Origin of the sequence: Anabaena sp. 4-3, from assembly GCF_001597745.1 — a bacterium.
GTDB lineage: Bacteria > Cyanobacteriota > Cyanobacteriia > Cyanobacteriales > Nostocaceae > Trichormus.
The window spans coordinates 217,450-238,807 of the sequence record NZ_LUHJ01000026.1; the positions used below are offsets into that span (position 1 = coordinate 217,450).

Annotated in this window: 13 protein-coding genes; 4 read left to right on the plus strand and 9 right to left on the minus strand. The window is 40.5% G+C overall.

All coding sequences use genetic code 11. The features are described 5' to 3' along the window. Positions 1 to 29: 29 nt before the first annotated feature. Entirely contained in the window at positions 30 to 2,027 is a 1,998-nt protein-coding gene (locus A3775_RS07590) for a phosphodiester glycosidase family protein (protein WP_156481576.1), read from the minus strand. Positions 2,028 to 2,787: 760 nt separating this feature from the next. Between A3775_RS07590 and A3775_RS07595 the strand changes: the two genes are divergently transcribed. Beyond that, a complete protein-coding gene (locus A3775_RS07595; protein ID WP_066377876.1) occupies positions 2,788 to 7,476 on the plus strand; it encodes a glutamate synthase-related protein in 4,689 nt (1,562 codons plus the stop codon). A 156-nt stretch (positions 7,477 to 7,632) separates the two neighbouring features. Here the strand turns inward: A3775_RS07595 and A3775_RS07600 are convergent, their stop codons facing one another. The 3 genes from A3775_RS07600 to A3775_RS07610 all read right to left on the minus strand — a co-directional run bounded on the left by A3775_RS07600 (position 7,633) and on the right by A3775_RS07610 (position 11,312). Beyond that, complete coding sequence (locus A3775_RS07600) at positions 7,633 to 8,547, minus strand: polysaccharide deacetylase family protein (RefSeq protein WP_066377874.1); 915 nt, start codon at positions 8,545 to 8,547, stop codon at positions 7,633 to 7,635. Positions 8,548 to 9,909: 1,362 nt separating this feature from the next. Next, positions 9,910 to 10,278 (minus strand): EamA family transporter, encoded by a 369-nt coding sequence (locus A3775_RS07605; protein ID WP_066377872.1) that lies wholly within the window; start codon positions 10,276 to 10,278, stop codon positions 9,910 to 9,912. 71 nt (positions 10,279 to 10,349) lie between these two features. Beyond that, positions 10,350 to 11,312, minus strand: a complete 963-nt coding sequence (locus tag A3775_RS07610) for a glycosyltransferase family 2 protein (protein ID WP_066377870.1) — start codon at positions 11,310 to 11,312, stop codon at positions 10,350 to 10,352. A 168-nt stretch (positions 11,313 to 11,480) separates the two neighbouring features. Here A3775_RS07610 and A3775_RS07615 point away from each other — a divergent pair, with 168 nt between their 5' ends. Then, the gene (locus A3775_RS07615) at positions 11,481 to 13,022 is read left to right on the plus strand and encodes a glycosyltransferase family 39 protein (RefSeq protein ID WP_066424553.1); all 1,542 of its coding nucleotides are present in this window, start codon (positions 11,481 to 11,483) and stop codon (positions 13,020 to 13,022) included. Between the two features lie 153 nt (positions 13,023 to 13,175). Here A3775_RS07615 and A3775_RS07620 read toward each other — a convergent pair whose 3' ends face one another. The 3 genes from A3775_RS07620 to A3775_RS07630 form a co-directional block, all read right to left on the minus strand. Further along, on the minus strand, positions 13,176 to 14,573 hold the full coding sequence (locus A3775_RS07620; protein ID WP_066424406.1) for a DUF2079 domain-containing protein: 1,398 nt from the start codon (positions 14,571 to 14,573) through the stop codon (positions 13,176 to 13,178). A gap of 71 nt (positions 14,574 to 14,644) precedes the next feature. After that, positions 14,645 to 15,400 carry a bifunctional 2-polyprenyl-6-hydroxyphenol methylase/3-demethylubiquinol 3-O-methyltransferase UbiG gene (locus tag A3775_RS07625; protein ID WP_066424555.1) on the minus strand — a complete coding sequence of 252 codons (756 nt, stop codon included), beginning with the start codon at positions 15,398 to 15,400 and terminating at the stop codon, positions 14,645 to 14,647. Between the two features lie 2 nt (positions 15,401 to 15,402). Next, on the minus strand, positions 15,403 to 16,710 hold the full coding sequence (locus A3775_RS07630) for a mannosyltransferase family protein (RefSeq protein ID WP_066424409.1): 1,308 nt from the start codon (positions 16,708 to 16,710) through the stop codon (positions 15,403 to 15,405). Positions 16,711 to 17,112: 402 nt separating this feature from the next. Between A3775_RS07630 and dxr the strand changes: the two genes are divergently transcribed. Then, positions 17,113 to 18,312: a 1-deoxy-D-xylulose-5-phosphate reductoisomerase gene (gene dxr, locus A3775_RS07635; RefSeq protein WP_066377866.1), complete on the plus strand. Its 1,200-nt coding sequence runs from the start codon at positions 17,113 to 17,115 to the stop codon at positions 18,310 to 18,312. A gap of 413 nt (positions 18,313 to 18,725) precedes the next feature. Further along, the gene (locus tag A3775_RS07640) at positions 18,726 to 18,923 is read left to right on the plus strand and encodes a hypothetical protein (RefSeq protein ID WP_066424411.1); all 198 of its coding nucleotides are present in this window, start codon (positions 18,726 to 18,728) and stop codon (positions 18,921 to 18,923) included. A gap of 77 nt (positions 18,924 to 19,000) precedes the next feature. On the opposite strand, the gene A3775_RS07645 is transcribed toward A3775_RS07640, so the two are convergent. After that, entirely contained in the window at positions 19,001 to 19,501 is a 501-nt protein-coding gene (locus tag A3775_RS07645; RefSeq protein ID WP_066377858.1) for a thioesterase family protein, read from the minus strand. A gap of 205 nt (positions 19,502 to 19,706) precedes the next feature. Further along, entirely contained in the window at positions 19,707 to 21,233 is a 1,527-nt protein-coding gene (gene lysS / locus A3775_RS07650) for a lysine--tRNA ligase (RefSeq protein ID WP_066377856.1), read from the minus strand. Positions 21,234 to 21,358: the final 125 nt, after the last annotated feature.

Below are 21,358 nucleotides of genomic sequence, written 5' to 3' on the forward strand. Positions count from 1 at the left end.
ATCTGCGCCATGCCCTATCCCCAATGCGATTACCTAGACTGTAAAAAAATGCCAATACCGTTGTGTACACGAGCCGCAGTGTTAGGATAGCGGTCGAGTAGTTGTCCTCCTAGATAAAGACTGGTTGAACTACCACCGTCTAAGTTGAGGGCATTGACACAGCCTAAACGCTGCATTAATTGGGCGTGTTCTGCCAAAGTGGGGCCGGGGCCACCGGCGCGATTATGTACAGCAGCAAGCATTAAATTACCGTTGGCTGTGGTGCAGATAGCACTACGACTAGCTTTTTGAGCGATGAAGGCTTTACTAAATTTTTCAGCTTCACCATCCAGCACAATTTGATTATTTTGCAGTAGTAGAGGCCCAGCACCAACGATGTGGGGATAACGGTTAAACTCAGCAGGTGTAGTTTTACTGATGACACGGACAGTAGAACCTACAGATAATTGAGATGCTGTATTGGTGGCAGTACCACGTAAAGTTAATAAATATCCATCTTTGGGAATAGGAAGGTTAGTTTGACCGGCTTTACCACCTGCTAATTGATTGGTGATTTGGTTGTTTTGGACAAACAGAACAATTTCATTGTCTGTCAGGGGTGTATAGGTTTCCCCCCACACCGGGGTATAACGGGCAATACCGCTTTGGACATAGCCACTGTTGAGAAACAAAATTGGTAGTTGCTGGTTATTGGCAGTAATTAAAGTTTCTTGTAAACTGAGACGACCAAAGTAAAATTGTCCCGAATCATTCCAGGCGATCGCACCCCGGTTGAGAATGGGACTAGATAACCACTCACCATTCCGACGCACTGCACCCAAAGGTAATCGATTATTCCGGTTAAAATAACCGGCATTAATGGCTGCTACAGCTAAATATCTTTGAGCCGTTTGAATTATCGGGGCTGTCCCTACCATCGTTCCTGTATTCGCCACCATCGGTTTTAAGGTTAGCCCCACAGTCCGGGGATTGACTTCTAACCAAACCACAGGAAAACGGTCTTCACCTAAATTCACTAATTGTTGTCGCCAACGTAAACCTCTAGCCCAGGTAATATCTCTTGTATTCAAAGCATCAGGTTTTAGATCAATCACTAGGCGATGAGGATTAGCTGTAGTGCTAATTTGAGGAGATAAATTCAAAGGAACGCTGAGACTAATCAAAGTTTGATTATTCACCACCTCCACTTTTTGAATTAATGGCTCAGACTCTTGCGTTGGTACTTCTGTTTGTTTTAATAAGTTTGGTAATAATACAGGTGAGGGCGTATATCGCTGAATTAAACTGGCATCAGCAACAGCATCTAAGACAATTGTCCATTCTCTGTTAACTGGCGCAGATTTGTTAGGACTGGGGGTGTTTGGATCATCCAGTAAAGTTTTAATTGGTAATCCTTGTCTGACTTGCCAAGGTGTAGGACGGTCTAAATCCAAAACAATGCGATTTGTCGCTACCCCAGGTGCTTGACTCTGTGGAATAATATTTCTGACTTGCGCCGTTGGTGTGGTAATTACTAATGTGTTACCTTGGGCTTGCATCTGCCACCCCACGGTTTGGGCTAAGTTTGTCACGTCTAAATAGCGGTATCCTGCCAATAGAGCCGTAGTCAACACCAATGATTGAGTATGGGCAGAAAACCACTGTATTGGTTGTCTGGCTGGGTTATTGCTACTTAAAAGGTCTACTCCGATAACTTGTCTGAGAACACCATCACTAATGTAGGTTTTGGCTTGATTTGTTCCGGCAAATTGCTGTAACCACGTTCCTGGGAAAGTGCGACCATTCAGGGAAATTTGCCTACCAGAAGCTATGTTCTGCCTTGAGGTAGATGTGGCAGATTGTGCAATCAACTCTGAAGCTGCATGAGCCTGGGTTGGTGGTGTTTGGGCGGTAGTGGCACTAATGGCAGACAAACACAGTGATATTACCAAGATTGGCGATGCAGTGATTGGCAATAAGCGATCATTGAATTGTTGGGCAATTGCACTCAAGTATTGTTGCTGACAACTATTTAGTATGTTTACCATAGTTTATATAGGTAGTATTGCAATCTCTGACCTAAACTCACAGATTAACTAATTGTGGGGAAATCTTAAAAAATCACGATTCAATTTTTGCAAAAATGTGATATTGTGTATATTGGCTCTTTATCTCTTGATAGCCACAACCAATAGACCGGCGGCTAAAATCACTGTGACTAAATACTTTAACTAGCAATAGTAATCACCAAACTATTAACAGTAGTATTGGTTGTAGAATCTGAATTCAGATATTACATCGTGGATGTAAAGTATTTTCTGTCGCTACTGATAGTCATTAGCTAAACAGTAGTCACAACAGTGGCGTTAGTTGATTAGCGAAAATCTCAACCCTAACAAACAAGAATTAGGAAATGTCAAATGGGCATATAGTGTAATACGCTGATTTTGCGATGAAATCAGGATTAATGAGTTTGGAATACTGTGAAGCATTAATCTGGTTTTTTGTTCCTCGTCACCAGATAATGTAGCCTGAGCAAAAAATATATTTAATCTGTAACAAAGAAATTGAGAAGGTACACAGATTCACGATATAAATAAAAGGCTGTCAGGCAAAGGTATTTTGTCAAACAACAGGATAAATACATAAGCAATAACGTAAACATTTTAACGAGGGCGATTTTGAACGCCGAAGTTAAAATTTTTTTTCCCTAAATTTTGGCGATTTGTGTATCTACATAGGACGAAATTGCAAAAATTTGCTCACAAATTCAGTGGCGAAAGTGACTCAGGATCTCAGGAACAGGCTATGACTGATAAATCGATGAATCAAAACCCAGAAATCACAGCGAAAATGAACTCAAGAGATACCTACCAGGGGCAAAGGTGGTTAGTAGAGGAACGAGATGCCTGTGGTGTAGGTTTTATTGCTCATCGTCAAAATCATCCCAGCCATGAAATTGTGGCAAAAGCTTTAGCTGCTTTGACTTGTTTAGAACACCGAGGCGGTTGCAGTGCAGACCAAGACTCTGGTGATGGTGCGGGGATTTTGACTGCAATTCCTTGGGAGTTATTACAGCAAGAATCTACCTTTAGACAGATAGACTTTTCATCCACTAGCAATATAGCAGTCGGGATGCTCTTTTTGCCACAAGACCCTGAAGTTGCAAAAACAGCTAAAGCAATTGTTGAGCAAGTAGCCACTGAAGAAAAATTAACGGTACTGGGCTGGCGAGTAGTACCAGTAAAACCAGACACTCTGGGGGTACAAGCACGAGAAAATCAACCCCAAATCGAGCAGGTTTTATTAGCATCTGATAAAACTGGTGATGACTTAGAAAGGGAACTGTATATTACCCGTCGCCGCATAGTTAAAGCTGCGAAAAATATCTCTGAGGAATTTTACATCTGTTCCCTATCCAGCCGCACAATTGTCTATAAAGGCATGGTGCGTTCCGCAGTTTTGGGTGAATTTTATCAAGATTTACAAAATTCGGCGTATAAGAGTGCGTTTGCTGTCTATCATCGCCGCTTTAGTACGAATACCATGCCGAAATGGCCTTTAGCGCAACCAATGCGACTGTTAGGACATAACGGCGAAATTAACACCTTGTTGGGTAACATTAATTGGATGATGGCCAGAGAAGCGAGCCTTAATCATCCAATTTGGGAAAATCGCCTGGAAGAACTCAAGCCTGTTGTCAATATTAACAGTAGTGACTCTGCCAGCTTGGATAACGTGCTGGAGTTATTAGTGCGTTCTGGCAGAACCCCAGAAGAAGCATTGATGATGATGGTACCGGAGGCTTACCAAAATCAACCGTCATTGCGTCAATATCCCGAAATTGTCGATTTTTACGAATATTACAGTGGTCTACAAGAAGCATGGGACGGCCCAGCACTGTTAGTATTTAGTGATGGTAAAAAAGTCGGCGCAACCTTAGACCGCAACGGCTTAAGACCGGCTCGTTACCTGATTACCAAAGATGACTATATTGTGGTCGCTTCCGAGGCTGGTGTAGTGAATATCCCAGAAGCCGATATTATCGAGAAAGGTAGACTCGGCCCTGGGCAAATGATTGCTGTGGATTTAGTCAACCATGAGGTACTGAAGAACTGGGAGATTAAACAGCGTATTGCCAAGCAGCACCCTTACGGCGCATGGTTAAAACAGTATCGTCAAGATTTGCAACAATTGCTTGACAGCCCAGCAGCTAATATTAACGGTAATGGTAATGGTCATCGAGTAGCAGAGAACGAAACACAGCCAACCAATACCATTGACAAACAAAGCTTATTGCGTCAGCAACTAGCTTTTGGTTACACCACCGAAGATGTAGACATGGTGATTCAACCAATGGCTAGCAACGGTGCAGAACCAACGTTCTGCATGGGGGATGATATTCCTTTGGCGGTGCTGTCTGACAAACCCCACTTGTTGTATGACTATTTCAAACAACGGTTTGCTCAAGTCACTAACCCCGCAATTGACCCCCTGCGGGAAAAATTGGTGATGTCGTTAAAAGTGGAGTTGGGTGAGCGAGGTAACTTATTAGAACCCAAGGCAGAATACGCGAAAAGGCTAAAACTAGATTCGCCAGTATTGACAGAATCAGAATTAGATGCTATTAAGCTGTCAGGATTGGGTACGGCGGAATTATCAACGCTGTTTGCGATCGCCAACGGCCCAGAAGGGTTACAAAAAGCAGTTGCAGCCCTACAACAACAAGCGGCTGAGTCAGTCCGCGCAGGGGCAAAGATTTTAATTTTAAGCGATAGAACCAACGGCGGCATCAGCAGCGAATACAGCTATATTCCGCCTTTGTTAGCGGTGGGTGCGGTGCATCATTACCTGATTAGTCAGGGTTTGCGGATGAAAACATCCCTGGTTGTGGATACCGCCCAGTGCTGGAGTACCCATCACTTTGCTTGTTTGTTAGGCTATGGGGCGGGTGCTGTGTGTCCTTACATGGCTTTGGAAACCGTGCGCGATTGGTGGTTTGAGCCGAAAACCCAAAGCTTTATGGAACGGGGTAAAATTAAAACCCTCACCTTAGAGGAAGCTATAGCTAACTATCGCAAAGCTGTAAATTCGGGTCTGTTGAAAATTCTCTCCAAGATGGGAATTTCCCTGCTGCCTAGCTATCAAGCGGCGCAAATCTTTGAAGCAATTGGTATTGGTGGGGATTTATTACAACTGGGTTTCCGGGGGACAGCTTCCCGCATTGGTGGGTTGAGTGTCAGCGACTTAGCCCAAGAAATTTTAACCTTCCATAGTAAGGCATTCCCAGAACTGACGATTAAGAAGTTAGAAAACTTAGGGTTCTACAACTACCGTCCTGGTGGTGAGTACCACATGAACAGCCCAGAATTGGCGAAAGCACTACATAAAGCTGTTGATGGCAAGAAATACGACCACTACGAAGTTTACAAGCAGTATCTTCAAGGTAGACCCGCAACGGCGTTACGGGACTTGCTAGATTTACAAAGCGATCGCCCATCAATTCCCGTAGAAGAAGTAGAGTCAGTAAGTGATATTGTCAAACGCTTCTGTACTGGGGGGATGTCCTTGGGTGCATTGTCACGGGAAGCCCATGAAGTATTGGCGATCGCCATGAACCGTTTAGGTGGTAAATCTAACTCTGGGGAAGGTGGCGAAGATCCAGTTCGTTATAAAGTCCTCAATGATGTGGATGAGTCGGGACACTCCCCCACCCTTCCCCACCTGGGCGGTTTGCGGAATGGTGATACAGCTTCCAGTGCAATTAAACAAGTTGCATCAGGACGGTTTGGTGTCACACCTGGATATTTAGCCAGTGCCAAACAAATCGAAATCAAAATTGCCCAAGGTGCAAAACCAGGGGAAGGCGGACAACTACCAGGGGCGAAGGTAAGTCCTTACATTGCGATGTTAAGACGTTCCAAACCTGGTGTTACCTTGATTTCTCCCCCACCACACCATGACATCTACTCGATTGAAGACTTGGCACAGTTAATTTTTGACTTGCATCAAATTAACCCCAAAGCCCAAGTATCAGTCAAGTTAGTGGCAGAAGTGGGAATTGGCACAATTGCTGCTGGTGTAGCTAAAGCCAATGCGGATATTATCCAAATTTCTGGCCATGATGGTGGTACAGGTGCATCACCACTGTCATCAATTAAACACGCTGGTTCACCTTGGGAATTGGGTTTAACCGAAGTGCATCGTGTGCTGATGGAAAATGGCTTGCGCGATCGCGTGATTTTGCGTGTAGATGGCGGTCTCAAGAGTGGTTGGGATGTAGTCATCGGTGCATTGATGGGTGCAGAAGAATTCGGCTTCGGTTCTATCGCCATGATTGCTGAAGGTTGTATCATGGCGAGAATTTGCCACACTAACAACTGTCCCGTCGGTGTTGCTTCCCAAAAAGAAGAACTACGCAAGCGGTTTACAGGTATCCCCGAACACGTGGTTAACTTCTTCTACTTCATTGCGGAAGAAGTGCGGAGTCTGCTAGCAAAACTCGGCTATCGTTCTTTGTCGGAAATTGTTGGGCGTGGTGATATCCTGCAAGCCAGACAAGACGCACGCATCACCAAAACCCAAACAATTAACCTGGATTGCTTACTGCAACTACCAGATACAAAAACTAACCGTAGCTGGTTGTTGCATGAAGAAGTGCATAGCAACGGGCCAGTTGTAGATGATCAACTGCTGGCTGACGCAGAAATTCAAGCCGCTATTCGTAATCAATCAACTGTGGCTAAGAGTTTAGCTATAGTCAATACTGATAGAACAGTGGGCGCGAGATTAGCGGGTGCGATCGCATCTCAATACGGTGATAGTGGTTTTGAAGGACAAATTAACCTCAACTTTACAGGTAGTGTAGGTCAAAGCTTTGGAGCTTTTAACCTGCCTGGTATCATTCTCACCCTAGAAGGAGAAGCCAACGACTACGTAGGAAAAGGGATGCACGGTGGAGAAATTATTATTAAACCACCAGCAGATGCTAAATTTGACCCATCACAAAACGTTATAGTTGGTAACACTTGCCTTTACGGTGCTACAGGTGGGGTGTTATTTGTCAATGGTTTAGGCGGAGAACGCTTTGCGGTGCGAAACTCTAAAGGTGTCGCCGTGATTGAAGGTACTGGGGATCACTGCTGTGAGTACATGACTGGTGGCACAATTGTCGTACTGGGTAAAGTAGGACGCAACGTAGCGGCGGGGATGACTGGTGGACTAGCTTACTTCTTAGATGAAGATGGCTCTTTACCTGAGTTAGTGAACCGTGAAATTGTGAAAATCCAACGGGTAATTACACCAGCCGGAGAGAAACAGTTACACGATTTAATCACAGCCCATGCAGAACGTACTGGTTCAGCCAAAGCTAAACACATCTTGCAAAATTGGCAAGATTACTTACCTCAGTTCTGGCAATTAGTACCACCTTCTGAAGCTGAAAGTCCAGAGACAAATCCCCAAGCTGTACTAGAAAAACATCTGAGTTCAGTTTAGTGATTAGTCAATAGTCTTTTCAAGCCTCTCTCCTTTTAGGGGAGAGGTTTAGAGAGGAGTTTTTCAATTCGTTATAGATCCCCGACTTCTTTAAGAAGTCGGGGATCTGAGTATTATGTTTTTTAAGTTGAGCTACTTAATTGTTCAATCGGATGATTACTTTTTATTAGCAATTAACTTTTGGTGTTGCTCTTGCATTTCTAAAAGTTCTGGAACAGTGACAAAGCTATAACCTTGACTGCGAAATTTAGCAATGATTTCTGGTAATGCTTGTACAGTTTGGGAGCGATTACCACCACCATCATGTAAGAGTACGATCCCGCCAGATTTTGCTTGTCTGAAGACATTGTTGACTAACCTTGGTACACCTGGACGGGAATAGTCAATTGAGTCAGATGACCACATAATAATGCCGTATTTTTTATTTCTAGCATGAGCCACCAACCCATTGTGCATCATACCTCCGGGTGGCCGAAACAAATTTGTTTTCACACCAGCAACGCTGTAAATTATGTTGCTTGTATTCTCAATTTCGTAAGCAGCTACCTTGGGATTCATGAAATGATACCAATGATGCCATGTATGGTTGCCAATGACGTGACCTTCTGCAACTACTCGCTTAAGTATATCTGGAAAGTTTTTAACATTGCGTCCAACGACGAAAAAGGTAGCTTTAACATTATTTTCTTTAAGAATATCTAATACTTGTGCTGTAGTTTCAGGCCAAGGGCCATCATCAAAAGTCAGCGCAATCACTTTTTTATCTGCGCCCAGTTGTGCTGATTTAATGGTTGCACCTTGAAAGCGTGGCGGTAAAGCATAAGATAAACCTTTAACTTGTGCTTCTTGCTGCCAACTGTTGAGCATTGTGGTTTTTAATCCTTCAATGCGCTTCTGCGTACCTCCTTGCGCTGCATTAGCAACATTAGAAACATTTATACTTTGTCTACTCTGAGCATCTGAAGTATTTGGTTTGATTAACATCATTAAACCAACACTCAAACTAGCACTTAAAGCAAACAGCACAACTAATATTCCTTGAGGCCACACCCACGACTTATTATTTTCCACTTCATAGCTCCTTTGAGTTAAGTTTTATTAGTCACTGTTTGATGATGATATTCCCAAGATGGAACATTGGATAATTTATATACCTAGGCAATTTCGGTTAATCCTGAAATTAGGCCGACTGATTTACAGAAATTAATTAGAAAATTTGAGTTCATAGGTGTTATAGATTGAACTTTCAGCTAGAGGATAGTAATTGTGGATGCTTAACCACAGCAAAGCCACTAGGGTAGGCTAAAAGCCCTCTCCCACTTTCTTCAGAAAGTTAGTTTGGCGAAGCCTTTACAGTCAATTAATTAGCAGTAAAACCTGCTATGTATCTGGGTATGAGACTTAATTTTTGTGCTGAACTCACCAGTCAACTGCTTTATTTCTATAGCATTTATAGAAAACAACAGTATGGAATATTAACTATACTGATCCAAATCAGATAATATTCTAGTTTTTACCTTTGATATCTAGCTATCAGGACATCACAATAATGTGATTCACTGTAGCATTAAAACTAATATTTTGTGTAACTCTTGCTCAGATAAATTAACCTCATCTATGATGGGAGTTGCTACAAAAAATGTTCCATACAATTATTGATTGCGGTAGTTTGTCTACCAGAAGTGGCAGAAAACTGTCAATTTTCAACTTGAACATACATATTCTAATGCTGACTCCCATTGTTACCTTGGAAAGAAAAAATTAAATTTTGAGCCGCTAAATACCAGCCTTTGCCTAATATCCAGCACATAGACGACACTCTGCTCAGGATAGTTTCTCATGAACAAGTGTCTGTGATTAGTTAAGTCATATACTCTTTCAATCCTGAGCATAAAACTATGTTATGAAAGGCTGAATTTCGCTTGTCACCATAGTACCGCTACGTGGTAGTTAAAACTTACAATACTGATAGTATGTGATTGGGCGGTTTAACTATTGGCACTTTTAGCTTTATTCTCGCCGTGCTGTACTAGATATTTCCGAGATGAATTAACCACAGCTTAACACTTGATATTGATGAAGTCTCAAATCAATGTAGGCTATTATATTATTAATATGAAAATTTAATATATGTGTTTACAGTATTTTTACGGAAATTAACTATAAACTTAAATTTTTGGGTATGTGCATTGAATGATTCCACAATTAACAGATTCAATTTGAACTTTTGTATTATCTATTACTTTAAATTTATAAGTAATTACTGCTATCAGGTATGTAAGTATAAAAACATTTCAATAAAATTCGTATTTCTTCAATATCAGAATCAGTTCAGTGGTTGAGCGATCGCTCAAGTTGAGTCTCAAGTCTCAGTTAAGCAAATCACACGCAATATGTAAGAGATAATTTTAGCACCAGTTGGCACAGTTAAGTTTATTTTCGCCAAACGACTAATATCACTCCCACCACAATCAAACCTAAACCTATTAAACGGGTGGGATAAATAGGTTCTTTCAAAATGAAGTAACCTATTAACACAGAAAAAACATAACCTATTGAGATAGATGGCCCGGCAACGCTCAGATTAACTCTAGTTAACAGCAAAATATAGGCTATAGCACCTAAAGCATAACAGCTTAATCCGATTAATAATTCAGGGGTAGTTATAATACTCAGAATGTGAGTAATAGCATTTTCTATATGAACTTTGCCTAATTTCAACGCTCCTATTTTTAAAAAAAACTGTCCGGCTACACTAATCAGCACTGATATTAACAATAAACTAAATTCTTGTGGAGTCACAAAATTACCTTTTTGATTTAATAAAAAGACTAAGTTTTCAGGAAATTAAATTTTCAACCTCTGACGAAATATTATTTTGGCGATACTTCTGAAACTTTCATCAAACCGCCAGTTTCTTTTAAAGTGTAGATAGGGCGACCTTTGACTTCTTCATAAATCCGTCCAATATACTCACCTAAAATACCAATAGAAATTAGCTGTACCGAACCCATAAAAAACATTGCAACTGTAATTAAAGTAAAGCCTATCAATGGCGAAGATGGGTCAAGCAATCGCCAATATAAAACTAATATTATCATTAACAAGGCGATACCTGCTGATAGTAAACCTAGATAAGTTGAGATTTTTAAAGGTATCGTAGAAAAAGCAATTATGCCATCCACAGCTAAAGCCCAAGACTTGCCAAAAGTGTACTTAACTTTGCCAGCAAAGCGAGGTTCTCGTTCAAAAGTAATCGCAGTTTGACGGAAACCTACCCAAGCCCGTAAGCCACGAATATAACGATTCCGTTCCGGCATAGTGTTGAGGATATCTACTACTTGCCTATCCATTGCACAGAAGTCTCCTGTGTCAGCAGGTATATCCACATTAGCCATCAGCCGCAGAAATCGATAAAAAATATAGGCAGTTAAGCGTTTTAGCCAACTTTCCTTTTTGCGAGATAAACGTTGAGCATATACTACTTGATAGCCTTGTTGCCACTTAGCAATCATCTTTAAAATTAACTCTGGAGGATCTTGCAAATCAGCATCCATCACGATGACGCATTTACCTTGCACAAAATTCAAGCCGGCTGTGACGGCAATTTGATGTCCAAAATTGCGAGCCAAACTTAAATAACGTACCCGACTATCATGATGGTGTAGTTCGCGGATGGCATTTAAAGAGCGATCGCTACTACCATCATCAATCAAAATTAATTCTACTTCGCCATCTAACTGTGCCATAACATGAGTCAAACGGCGATACATTTCAGTAATATTTTCTGCTTCGTTATAAATGGGTATTACTAAAGAGTAAATTGGCTGCTCCACAGGGTTTGTCTATATAAATGTAAAATTGATATAAATTGTTATATTTTCAAATTAACTGCACAATTAAAAATAATTTCCTGATGTGCAAATGAATAAAAAAAATTATATAGCGTTTCTTGTGTTATTGAGTAAGTCTTGTTAATGCCAATTTATTTAAATTTTCACACTATGCGTCTAGTCAAAGACAGAGAATGGATACTGAGCTTATTAGGGTTGTCTTTACTACTATGGCTGATATGTTTGGGCAACTCTCCTTTAAGAGATTGGGACGAAGGTACTATTGCACAAGTGGCGCGTGATATTTGGCGTTCCCCACTTGGCTCAATGCGTTGGCTGTATCCTACTTTAGCTGGTGAACCTTATCATAACAAGCCACCTTTAATACACTTATTAATTGCTGGGACTTACTCACTTGCTGGTGTTAATGAATTGACAACACGTTTACCTAGTGCGATATTAACAGCTTTGGGTGTACCTTTACTGTTCTTGGTAGGAAGATTATCTTTTAACAGCAGTTTACCAGCCTTATTTGCGGCGTTAGTTTATTTAACCATGTTGCCTGTAGTGCGTCACGGCAGACTAGCAATGTTGGATGGTTCGCTGATGACTTTTTTCTTAGTGGTGCTTTGGTGTTTACTGAAAGCGCGTCATCACCAACCCTATGCTTTGGGTGTGGGGTTTGGCTTGGGTTTAATTGCTCTGACTAAGGGAATGATAGTTTTATTGTTGGGGGGAATTGCTGGTTTATTCGTCTTAGTAAATAGACAATTGAATTTATTGAGAAATCCCTATTTATGGGTGGGGATGTGTTTAGGAAATGCTCCGGCGATCGCTTGGTATGTGGCACAATGGTTACATTATGGCGACAGCTTTTTACAAATCAATTTACAATCACAAACTTTTAACCGTTTGATAGAACCTGTTGAGGGTAATAGCGGCGCACCTTGGTACTATTTAATCGAAATCTTGAAATATGGTTTTCCCTGGCTGTTATTTTTGCCAGGGGGGTTATATCTAGCGTGGAAAAAACGACAGACTACTTGGGGTTGCTTGGTGCTTGTCGGGACAATTATATATTTAGTGACTATTTCCGTGATGAAAACCAAGTTACCTTGGTATGTGATGCCTATATATCCATTTTTAGCCTTAGCCATTGGTGCTAAACTAGCGGATATTTGGCAGCATGGTTATTTTCAACCGAGAATTTTGACAGGATTCTTTATAGTTTTTGCGATTGCAGGTTTAGGAGGAGGCGTTTACTTTGCTACGAGTGATCCCCAGCCTGTGCTAATTGCCATGAGTATGGTTTTAGCTGTGAGTATGGGGATTGTAGCATGGTTAGTTAACAAGCGCGATCGCCGTTTTATTCCTGTGTTATTTTCTGGGATGTATGTAGTTTTAATTTTACTAATGAGTTCCCAATCTTGGATTTGGGAATTAAACGAAAACTTCCCAGTCAAACCCGTAGCGGAATTAATCCGCGCCCATGTTTCACCAGGAACTAAAGTTTATAGTTCTATTGCTTATAGTCGTCCTAGTTTAGATTTTTATGGCGATTGCCAAGTTATACCTGCTGATATCACAGCTTTAGAAACAATGTGGTTAAATAAATCTTATCTACTGTTAGATTCTACATCATTACAACAATTAAATCTTCCGATTAATCAATCTTTAGGAGAGGCAGAAGGCTTGATATTAATCCATCAATAAATAAGAATATATTGGTGATACCGTTTCTTCATATAGCTTGCGTGGCGTAGCCATAGATGCACTTTATTCTGTAATGTAGAGACTAGCCATGCTTAGTCTCTACATTATTTATTTTATGCAACTTCATAGATAATTGGTATTAGTTTTTGAGATTTATTTTCTCACAAATAGATATACATCATCACGCTGATATTGCAAATTAAAAGCTTGATGATTTTCCAACTTATTAACCAGGTTAGCTACAAACTCTTGATTATTTGATAAACCAGGGTTGCGAATACTCAGCAATATATAACTAAACTTGTCTAACTCCACGTTAGGAACAGCCGGATTTATTAACTCAATGATTTTTCTCTGGCTTAAATGAGTAGCAATTTCATCTGTAGTTAAAACGCTACCTGATGTTTGTACGAGATTGATAGCTGAGTGTGTAGCTTGCCAAGTATCTAACGATTGTAAATATTTACCTCCAAAATAGGTAAACTTTGCTAGACACAAAAATGTCACCAATGACCATAATATAATTGCTCTTTTAGTTTTGAGAAATACCCGATCTGCTGCTAAATTATTAATTACAGTTAACAATAAAAAAGGTAAAATTGGTAAAGAATATTGATGTAATAAGTCTTTTTGTAGTTGATAGTCTGAGAGTAAGTTGATGGCTAAACAGGGTATAGCACTTACTAAAGGAGTCATTCCTTGGGGTGAAATTCCCCAGGCTACAGGTGCAAATAGTAGCAATAAGTAGCCTATATTGTCTAATGAGAACAGATTTTTTAAAACAATTCCTGGTTGTAAAATTATATTTTTAGTTATTTCGGTGAGGGAGTTTCCTAAATAGCTGAATCGTGAAGCATAACGTTCTATAGTTGCGGCTTCACCACCGATTACAGGAATTATCCATTTATTAGCAATAATATACCAAGCAATACCACTAATAAGAGCGATCGCACCACATAAGCGTCGTTTTTCAAAAACAAGTAACCACACCCCCAAAGCAGCAACCGTCAGGGATAATATCGCCTTGCATCCCAACACGAGGAAGATACAGCCACAAAACCACCAAAGATTACCACTACGAGCCATCAACACTGCTGTTAAGAATGCAGGTAAAGCAATGACTTCTGGATGAAAATCAAACAAATTAACATTAAAGACTAAGGGATATAACAGATATACTACCGCCACAGCGATCGCTTGACTCTGTTTAAGTCCAGCTTGCATAGCTAAATACCATGTTGGCAAAGCACCTATAGCTAAAGCTATGGCTTGTATAGCTAATAGCCAATAAACACTAGGGTAGATTTTATATAAAATAGCTAGAGGATACCATATCCATGCTGCATGGTCTGCCAAAATATGGTAATTCGTAAAGGAAGAAATAGGCGGCTGTCCTTGACTAATTAAATAAGTTCCTTGATCAAATATTCCTAAATCAAAAGCAGTAGAATAAAACAGTATATGTCGTAAACTACTACAGACAAATAAAATCAAAGCACTCACCCCAATCATCCAATTGATCACATTGGGGTGATTAAGTTTTTTTGTCATATTATTTTTCACTAATTTGTTTATTCTGATTTTCTAATTGATTTTATACATACAATCGTGTATTTTCTCAATTATCTTTCATGACTTGGCAAAGTTTTTTGTGCCACCAATAAAATAGAGACACCAAACGGTAAACCAAAGCGACCCATCAAATAACGTTCACTGGCAAATAAAAATGTTAAAAATTGGTTTATAGGTTTAGTAGGTAATTTTAAGTCACTGCTAGCATCCTCAGAACTTTCCAGACGTAACCAATTCCGCAATAAACGCACAGTTGCCACAACAGGAAACAAAAAGATATTAAAGTAGCTACTGTAATGTACACTGTAGCCAGCTAACTTGACGATGTGTTTTAAACTCCTCAAAATATAGCGACGTTTATGATGATTTATTTCGTCGTGGCGACTCCATAAAAACTGATATGCGGGGACTGTAATTAATAACAAACCCCCTGGTTTTAACCTGGCATATAATGCTTTTAGTGTTGCTAAATCATCATCAATGTGTTCTAAAACATCGAGAATTACAATCAAATCATAATCATCGGTGAAAGGAATTTTATCAGGTAGGCTACCTAATTTTACTTGTGTGACTTGTCTCTGATTAGCAATTTGACAAGCCATTGTATCTAATTCCATAGCAGAAATTTGACCGTGACGGGATAGCATAACTAAATTGCCACCTGTGCCACAACCTGCTTCTAGAATATGAGAGTTTTGTGCTAAATTTAGTTGCCGAATAATTTTATCTACAATTAGACGACGACCGACAAACCACCAATGACTATCTTCTACTTTTGCAAACTGTAGGTATAACTCTTTGTCCATTTCTAACCTACCCATTGTTCTTGAGCAAATCCTACAGCTAGCCTAGTCATTAATATCACAAATACACCAAAGGTGAAATATCCTAAACGCGGATAGCGAGACAATAATACACCTATGGCTACATTCAAAGGTACGATACCATAGGCAAGGCGACTTAAAGATATTGTTCCGCCAGAAGCTAACAACAAACCAATCCCGCACAAGCCATAAAAGAAAGTTACTGGTGTGAGTTTTGCTCGAACATACCATAATACATAACCGCCAGCCAAGACCATAAAAGCATTGAGCAGGTGATTAATCAAGTGTTCTTCTATTAACAGCAACAACAATAAAACTAAAGTGTAAAATCCGTAGACTATCTTTGCTGAGTGCATATATTTACGGAAGTGCCATAAACAAAAGCCTCCGCCCACAATTATCGTAAATATTAAAGGATGCCAAGGGTCGTTAATCAAGTCAGATGAGTTACGCAACCAACCAAATTGCCAGTTTTTTGCACCTACAACAATTTGCATCAGCATATTTAACCAACCTTGCCAATCAAACCCCAAAGAAGGCCGCCAACCTCGCTGTGCAGCAATAAAAGCTAAAGGGTGATGAAAACGAATAAGACAATACAAACTAAATAGTAATACGCCAGTGGCAGTTGCTAAACTGGCAATGTAAGCAATTGGCGGTTTGCGTTCCTTCCAAGTTGCAATGATTAATGCTGGAATTAACGCCAAACCTGTGGGGCGTGTAGCTGTCGCCAACGCACCCCAAAGTGACATCCAGCCATACTGTTGTTGATCAAAAGCCCGTAATGTGGCTGTACTCAAAAATAAATATAATCCTTCGGTGTAAATTACTCCTGTAAACATTGAACTGGGATACCAACAAAGGACAGCAGTACCCCACTGCGCTACTCTCACGCCATAGCATTTTTTTAGCCATAAGTATAAACAGTAAAGTGCTGCTAAAAATGTCAAGTTGTTGATTAACAAACCTGCAACTTCAAAGGATAAACCCAACTTCATCAATACCCTGATACTGAAGGGAAACAGGGGAAAGAAGGCGAGATTGTGTTGTTTTCCATCATTGACGAATTGATAACCAGTGGTAGCGATCGCCCGATAATGGCTACCATCCCAAGCATCAAACATTCCCCAACCCCAACTAGATAAAATGTTTGTGGGTGATGATGGTAAATGGGGCGCAACTAACAAAATACTTATCCATATTAAAATCCGGCTCAAAGACCACATCATTACCGGAAAGAGAAAATCATTATTCCATACAGCTTTTGTCATCAATATTTGCACTTTGTCCATAGGCTCTAGTCGTTTGAAAAATTCCCTCATGTATTGTTTGTTATTGCCGATGCTGTTGGTATTTAACAGTGTTATTTTGTACTAATGTCTATCACATTTTTCAGAGCAAACTAAACATTAACATAACTATGTTTTTTTGGTAAAATTGACATCAAGCATTGAGTATTCAAATATTTTAACCAGTATCCTAAACATTTTTTGGGTACACACAAGTATTCAAATACACAAAAAATTACATAAAAATAGGAAATAACCCCAGCTAGATGATGAATAAGTATGAGTCAGAATTTCTAGGTATAAGCGATTTCTAGCTGATATTGGTATATTTATTGTGGCGATCGCTGTTCTGAATGAGTCCGAAGCAATTTATAGTGAGAGTTATCTGTCAATAATTAAGCAATTGTGAAAGCTATAACTCTTATTGGTTCGACCGGCTCAATCGGTACTCAGACTTTAGATATTGTCACTCAGTACCCAGATCAGTTTCGGATTGTGGGATTGGCGGCTGGTAGCAATGTAGAAATGTTAGCTGCTCAAATTCGCCAATTTCGACCCAGCATCGCCGCCATTTCTGCCGTAGAAAAACTGCCAGCACTCCAAGAAGCTATCAAAGACCTTGATCCCCAGCCTATTTTACTAGGTGGTGAAGCAGGAGTCATCGAAGTAGCTCGCTATGGTGATGCGGAAACAGTTGTTACAGGCATCGTAGGTTGTGCTGGGTTACTCCCAACCATCGCCGCCATTGAAGCAGGTAAAGATATTGCTTTAGCCAACAAAGAAACTCTGATTGCTGGTGGCCCCGTAGTTCTACCGTTAATCGAAAAACACGGCGTAAAATTATTACCTGCTGACTCTGAACATTCAGCAATTTTTCAATGTCTGCAAGGTGTCCCAAAAGGCGGTTTGAGGCGGATTCTACTGACTGCTTCTGGGGGTGCTTTTCGGGATTGGGATGTAGCTAGATTAGCAGAGGTGACAGTTGCCGATGCTCTCAAACATCCTAACTGGTCGATGGGGCGGAAAATCACCGTAGACTCTGCAACTTTGATGAATAAGGGTCTAGAAGTAATTGAAGCACATTTCTTGTTTGGGTTAGATTACCAAGATATCGATATTGTCATCCATCCCCAAAGCATTATCCACTCGCTGATTGAACTGCAAGATACTTCTGTACTGGCGCAACTAGGTTGGCCGGATATGCGCTTACCGTTATTGTATGCTTTATCTTGGCCAGAGCGCATCTACACCGACTGGGAACGCCTAGATTTAGTCAAAGCTGGTAATCTTACCTTCCGTGAACCAGATCATCAAAAGTATCCTTGTATGCGGTTGGCTTATGCTGCTGGTAAAGCTGGCGGTTCGATGCCGGCGGTGTTGAATGCGGCTAATGAGCAAGCGGTGGCTTTATTCCTCGATGAGAAAATCAAATTTTTAGATATTCCTCGGTGTATTGAATGGGTGTGCGATCGCCATCAAAATGATAACTGTGCCAATCCTTCCTTAGATGATATTTTGGCAGCAGATCAATGGGCAAGACAAGAAGCGATCGCCGCTACTAAAAAGTTAAATACTGACTCGCGTGTAATTTCTGCACGCAGTTAGTACCCACAGACAAAAAACAGAGGTTTTCATCCCCATAAAATCAGCTTTTTTGTCTATTTATCACCCCGTTGTATTAGAAAGAACAACTACATAATGAGGATGGTGAATTAAACACACCACCCTCAGCACTCTTACATATTTCTTTATTGATAATTTTTCTATATATCTACGGAGAAATAAAAAACTTTTTAGTAATTTTGTCTAAAAAAATTGTGTTTTATCAGGAATAAACAGCCGATTGATTGTATACTCTAAAAGCAATAATTACTTAAAATTGTCCACCAAGTCAATAACATTTATTGTTAATAATAACACAACTTGCGAGGATTTTTTAAGTAATTTTGCGAAAAATAAAATTACAATTTACACGTAAATGCCCTTAACAAAAGGGAAAATTTCAGGAATTTATCTTTATGATTCCTACCTTAATTTTAGCTTGGATAGTCTTCATCATAGTTTGGAAGATATTAAAAGCAACTGTCACCAATGCCTTAACGATTGCGGCAATACTCATTTTATTAAATATTGGTTTTGGTATTACACCGCAAGATATTTGGCAACAAATTATGCAATTGCTTCAAACTGCCTCGCAGATTACAACTGGCAAGTAAATATTAAGTAGCTGACATCTGGCATTACCCTCAATCACCGTGGGGCGATGCACAGCCCCCCTAACCATATCTTTGATTTAGTTATTGTGCAAATTAGAAACCTTTGCTAAAGCATCTTTCACACTAGGTGGTAACTGACGCATAATTTTACCTCTTTCCCGGTCTAATGCCACTAATGTCACTTTGGCAGTCACAAATAATTGCTGTCCATCGGTGGAGACAATAGCATAATCCCAATTGATGCGGACACCCGTAACCTCATTCATCCGGGTTTTCAGCACGGCGGACATACCCAACTGAAGGGAGCGATGATAGCGCACAGAAAGTTCTACAACAGGCAAGTCACAGCCTAAAGCCACCAAATCAGCAAACTCGATACCGATAGAGCGTAAACATTCTACCCGTGCTTCTTCCATCCAAGTCAGATAAGTACCATGCCAGACAATACCCGCATAGTCAGTGTGATGGGGATGTACTTTGATAGGATATGTAAACCAAGTATCAAATTCATTAATAGAGGGAAGTTCAATGGCATTAGTTGGAGGTAATTGTGCTTGGTTGGATTTTTCTTCAGACATATTCAAGTTTGTTAGTAAGTATCAGGCAATTGGTTTGTAGTAAGGACTTTAGTCCTGATTTTGAGGACTAAAGTCCTCACTACGAACTTAAAATAATATGCTAGTTGCGTCAGTCTTGACATTATAAAATAGTATAAACAAAAACCTGTAGAAACCTAAAATATCAAGTTTCTCCAGGTTTTAATAATTTGGTGACGACTATTTACTAAGACTCTGACTCTGGGGAAGATTCGGATTTTTCTGGCTTGAGTAAGGGGAAAGCAATCACATCACGGATACTGGCAGCATCAGTTAATAACATGACTAACCGATCAATACCAATACCTAAACCGCCAGTGGGCGGCATACCATATTCTAAAGCAGCCAGAAAATCTTCATCTACACCTTGAGCCTCTAAGTCACCCGCAGCTTTGCGGGCTGCTTGTGCTTCTAGGCGTTCTCGTTGGTCGATAGGATCAGTTAATTCTGAGAAACTGTTGGCAGTTTCCCGCCCAACGATAAATAACTCAAATCTTTCCACCAAGCTAGGCTGAGAACGGTGAGGTTTAGCTAGAGGCGAAATTTCTACAGGATAGTCAATCACAAAGGTAGGCTGAATTAAGTTAGCTTCTACCTTTTGTTCAAAGGCTTCATTTAACAGTTTGCCAATGGAAGGTACATCTTCTATACCTGTTAATCCGGCATTTTTACTAGCTGCCTTGGCTTCTTCCAAGGTTTGGAAAGAATTGAAATCTAAGCCAGTAGCTTCTTTAACTAAATCGTGCATTGTCACCCGTCGCCAAGGTGGTGTTAAATCTACAGTTTCGCCTTGGTAGGTAATTTGCAGCGTGCCGAGGACTTCTTGCGCCACAGTGGTAATAATACCTTCTGTGAGTGCCATCATATCGTTGTAGTCGGCGTAGGCTTGGTAAATTTCAATGGATGTAAATTCCGGGTTGTGTCGAGTCGAAATTCCCTCATTACGGAAAATTCGCCCCAATTCAAACACCTTTTCAAAACCACCGACAATTAACCGTTTGAGATGGAGTTCTGTAGCAATTCGCAAATACAACTCCATTTCCAGGGTGTTGTGGTAGGTGATGAACGGACGCGCATCAGCACCCCCAGCTTCACTTTGTAAAACTGGCGTTTCAATTTCTAAAAAATCACGTTGTTCCAAATAGCGACGAATTCCCGCCGTAATTTGGGCGCGACGGCGAAAAGTTTGCCGGACTTCAGGGTTAACAATCAAGTCCACGTAGCGTTGACGGTATCGCTTGGCAACATCCGTCAACCCATGCCACTTGTCGGGTAGGGGCAGAAGGGATTTAGTGAGGATGGTGTATTGTTTGACGTAAACCGATAACTCGCCCTTTTCAGTCCGTTTGACAGTACCTGTGACTCCCAGGATGTCCCCTACATCTGTGAGTTGTTTGAGATGATTAAAGGCATCGGCATCAACCTCTGCCATGTTTTCCTGAATGCGATTTTTCTCCAAATACAGTTGAATTGTGCCTGTTTCATCCTGCAAGGTGAAAAAAGCCAATTTACCGAAAACGCGACGCGCCATAATGCGCCCAGCAATGGCGACTTCTAAATCAACTTCTTCGCCACTGGGTAAATCGGCAAATTTTTCTTGCAATTGGGCTGCATGATGGGTAGATTCCCAACGATAGGCGTAGGGGTTAGTCCCTAGCTGCTTGAGTTGTTCTACTTTCTCCAGCCTAGCGGCACGGATATCTTCTTCCGACATGGTAACGAACTAAATAGGGCAAGATTAATTATAAATGTTGCTAAATGGGTATGGGGCATGGGGTATTAGTCATTAGTCATTGGTCATTGGTCATTAGTCATTAGTCATTAGTCATTAGTTTTTCT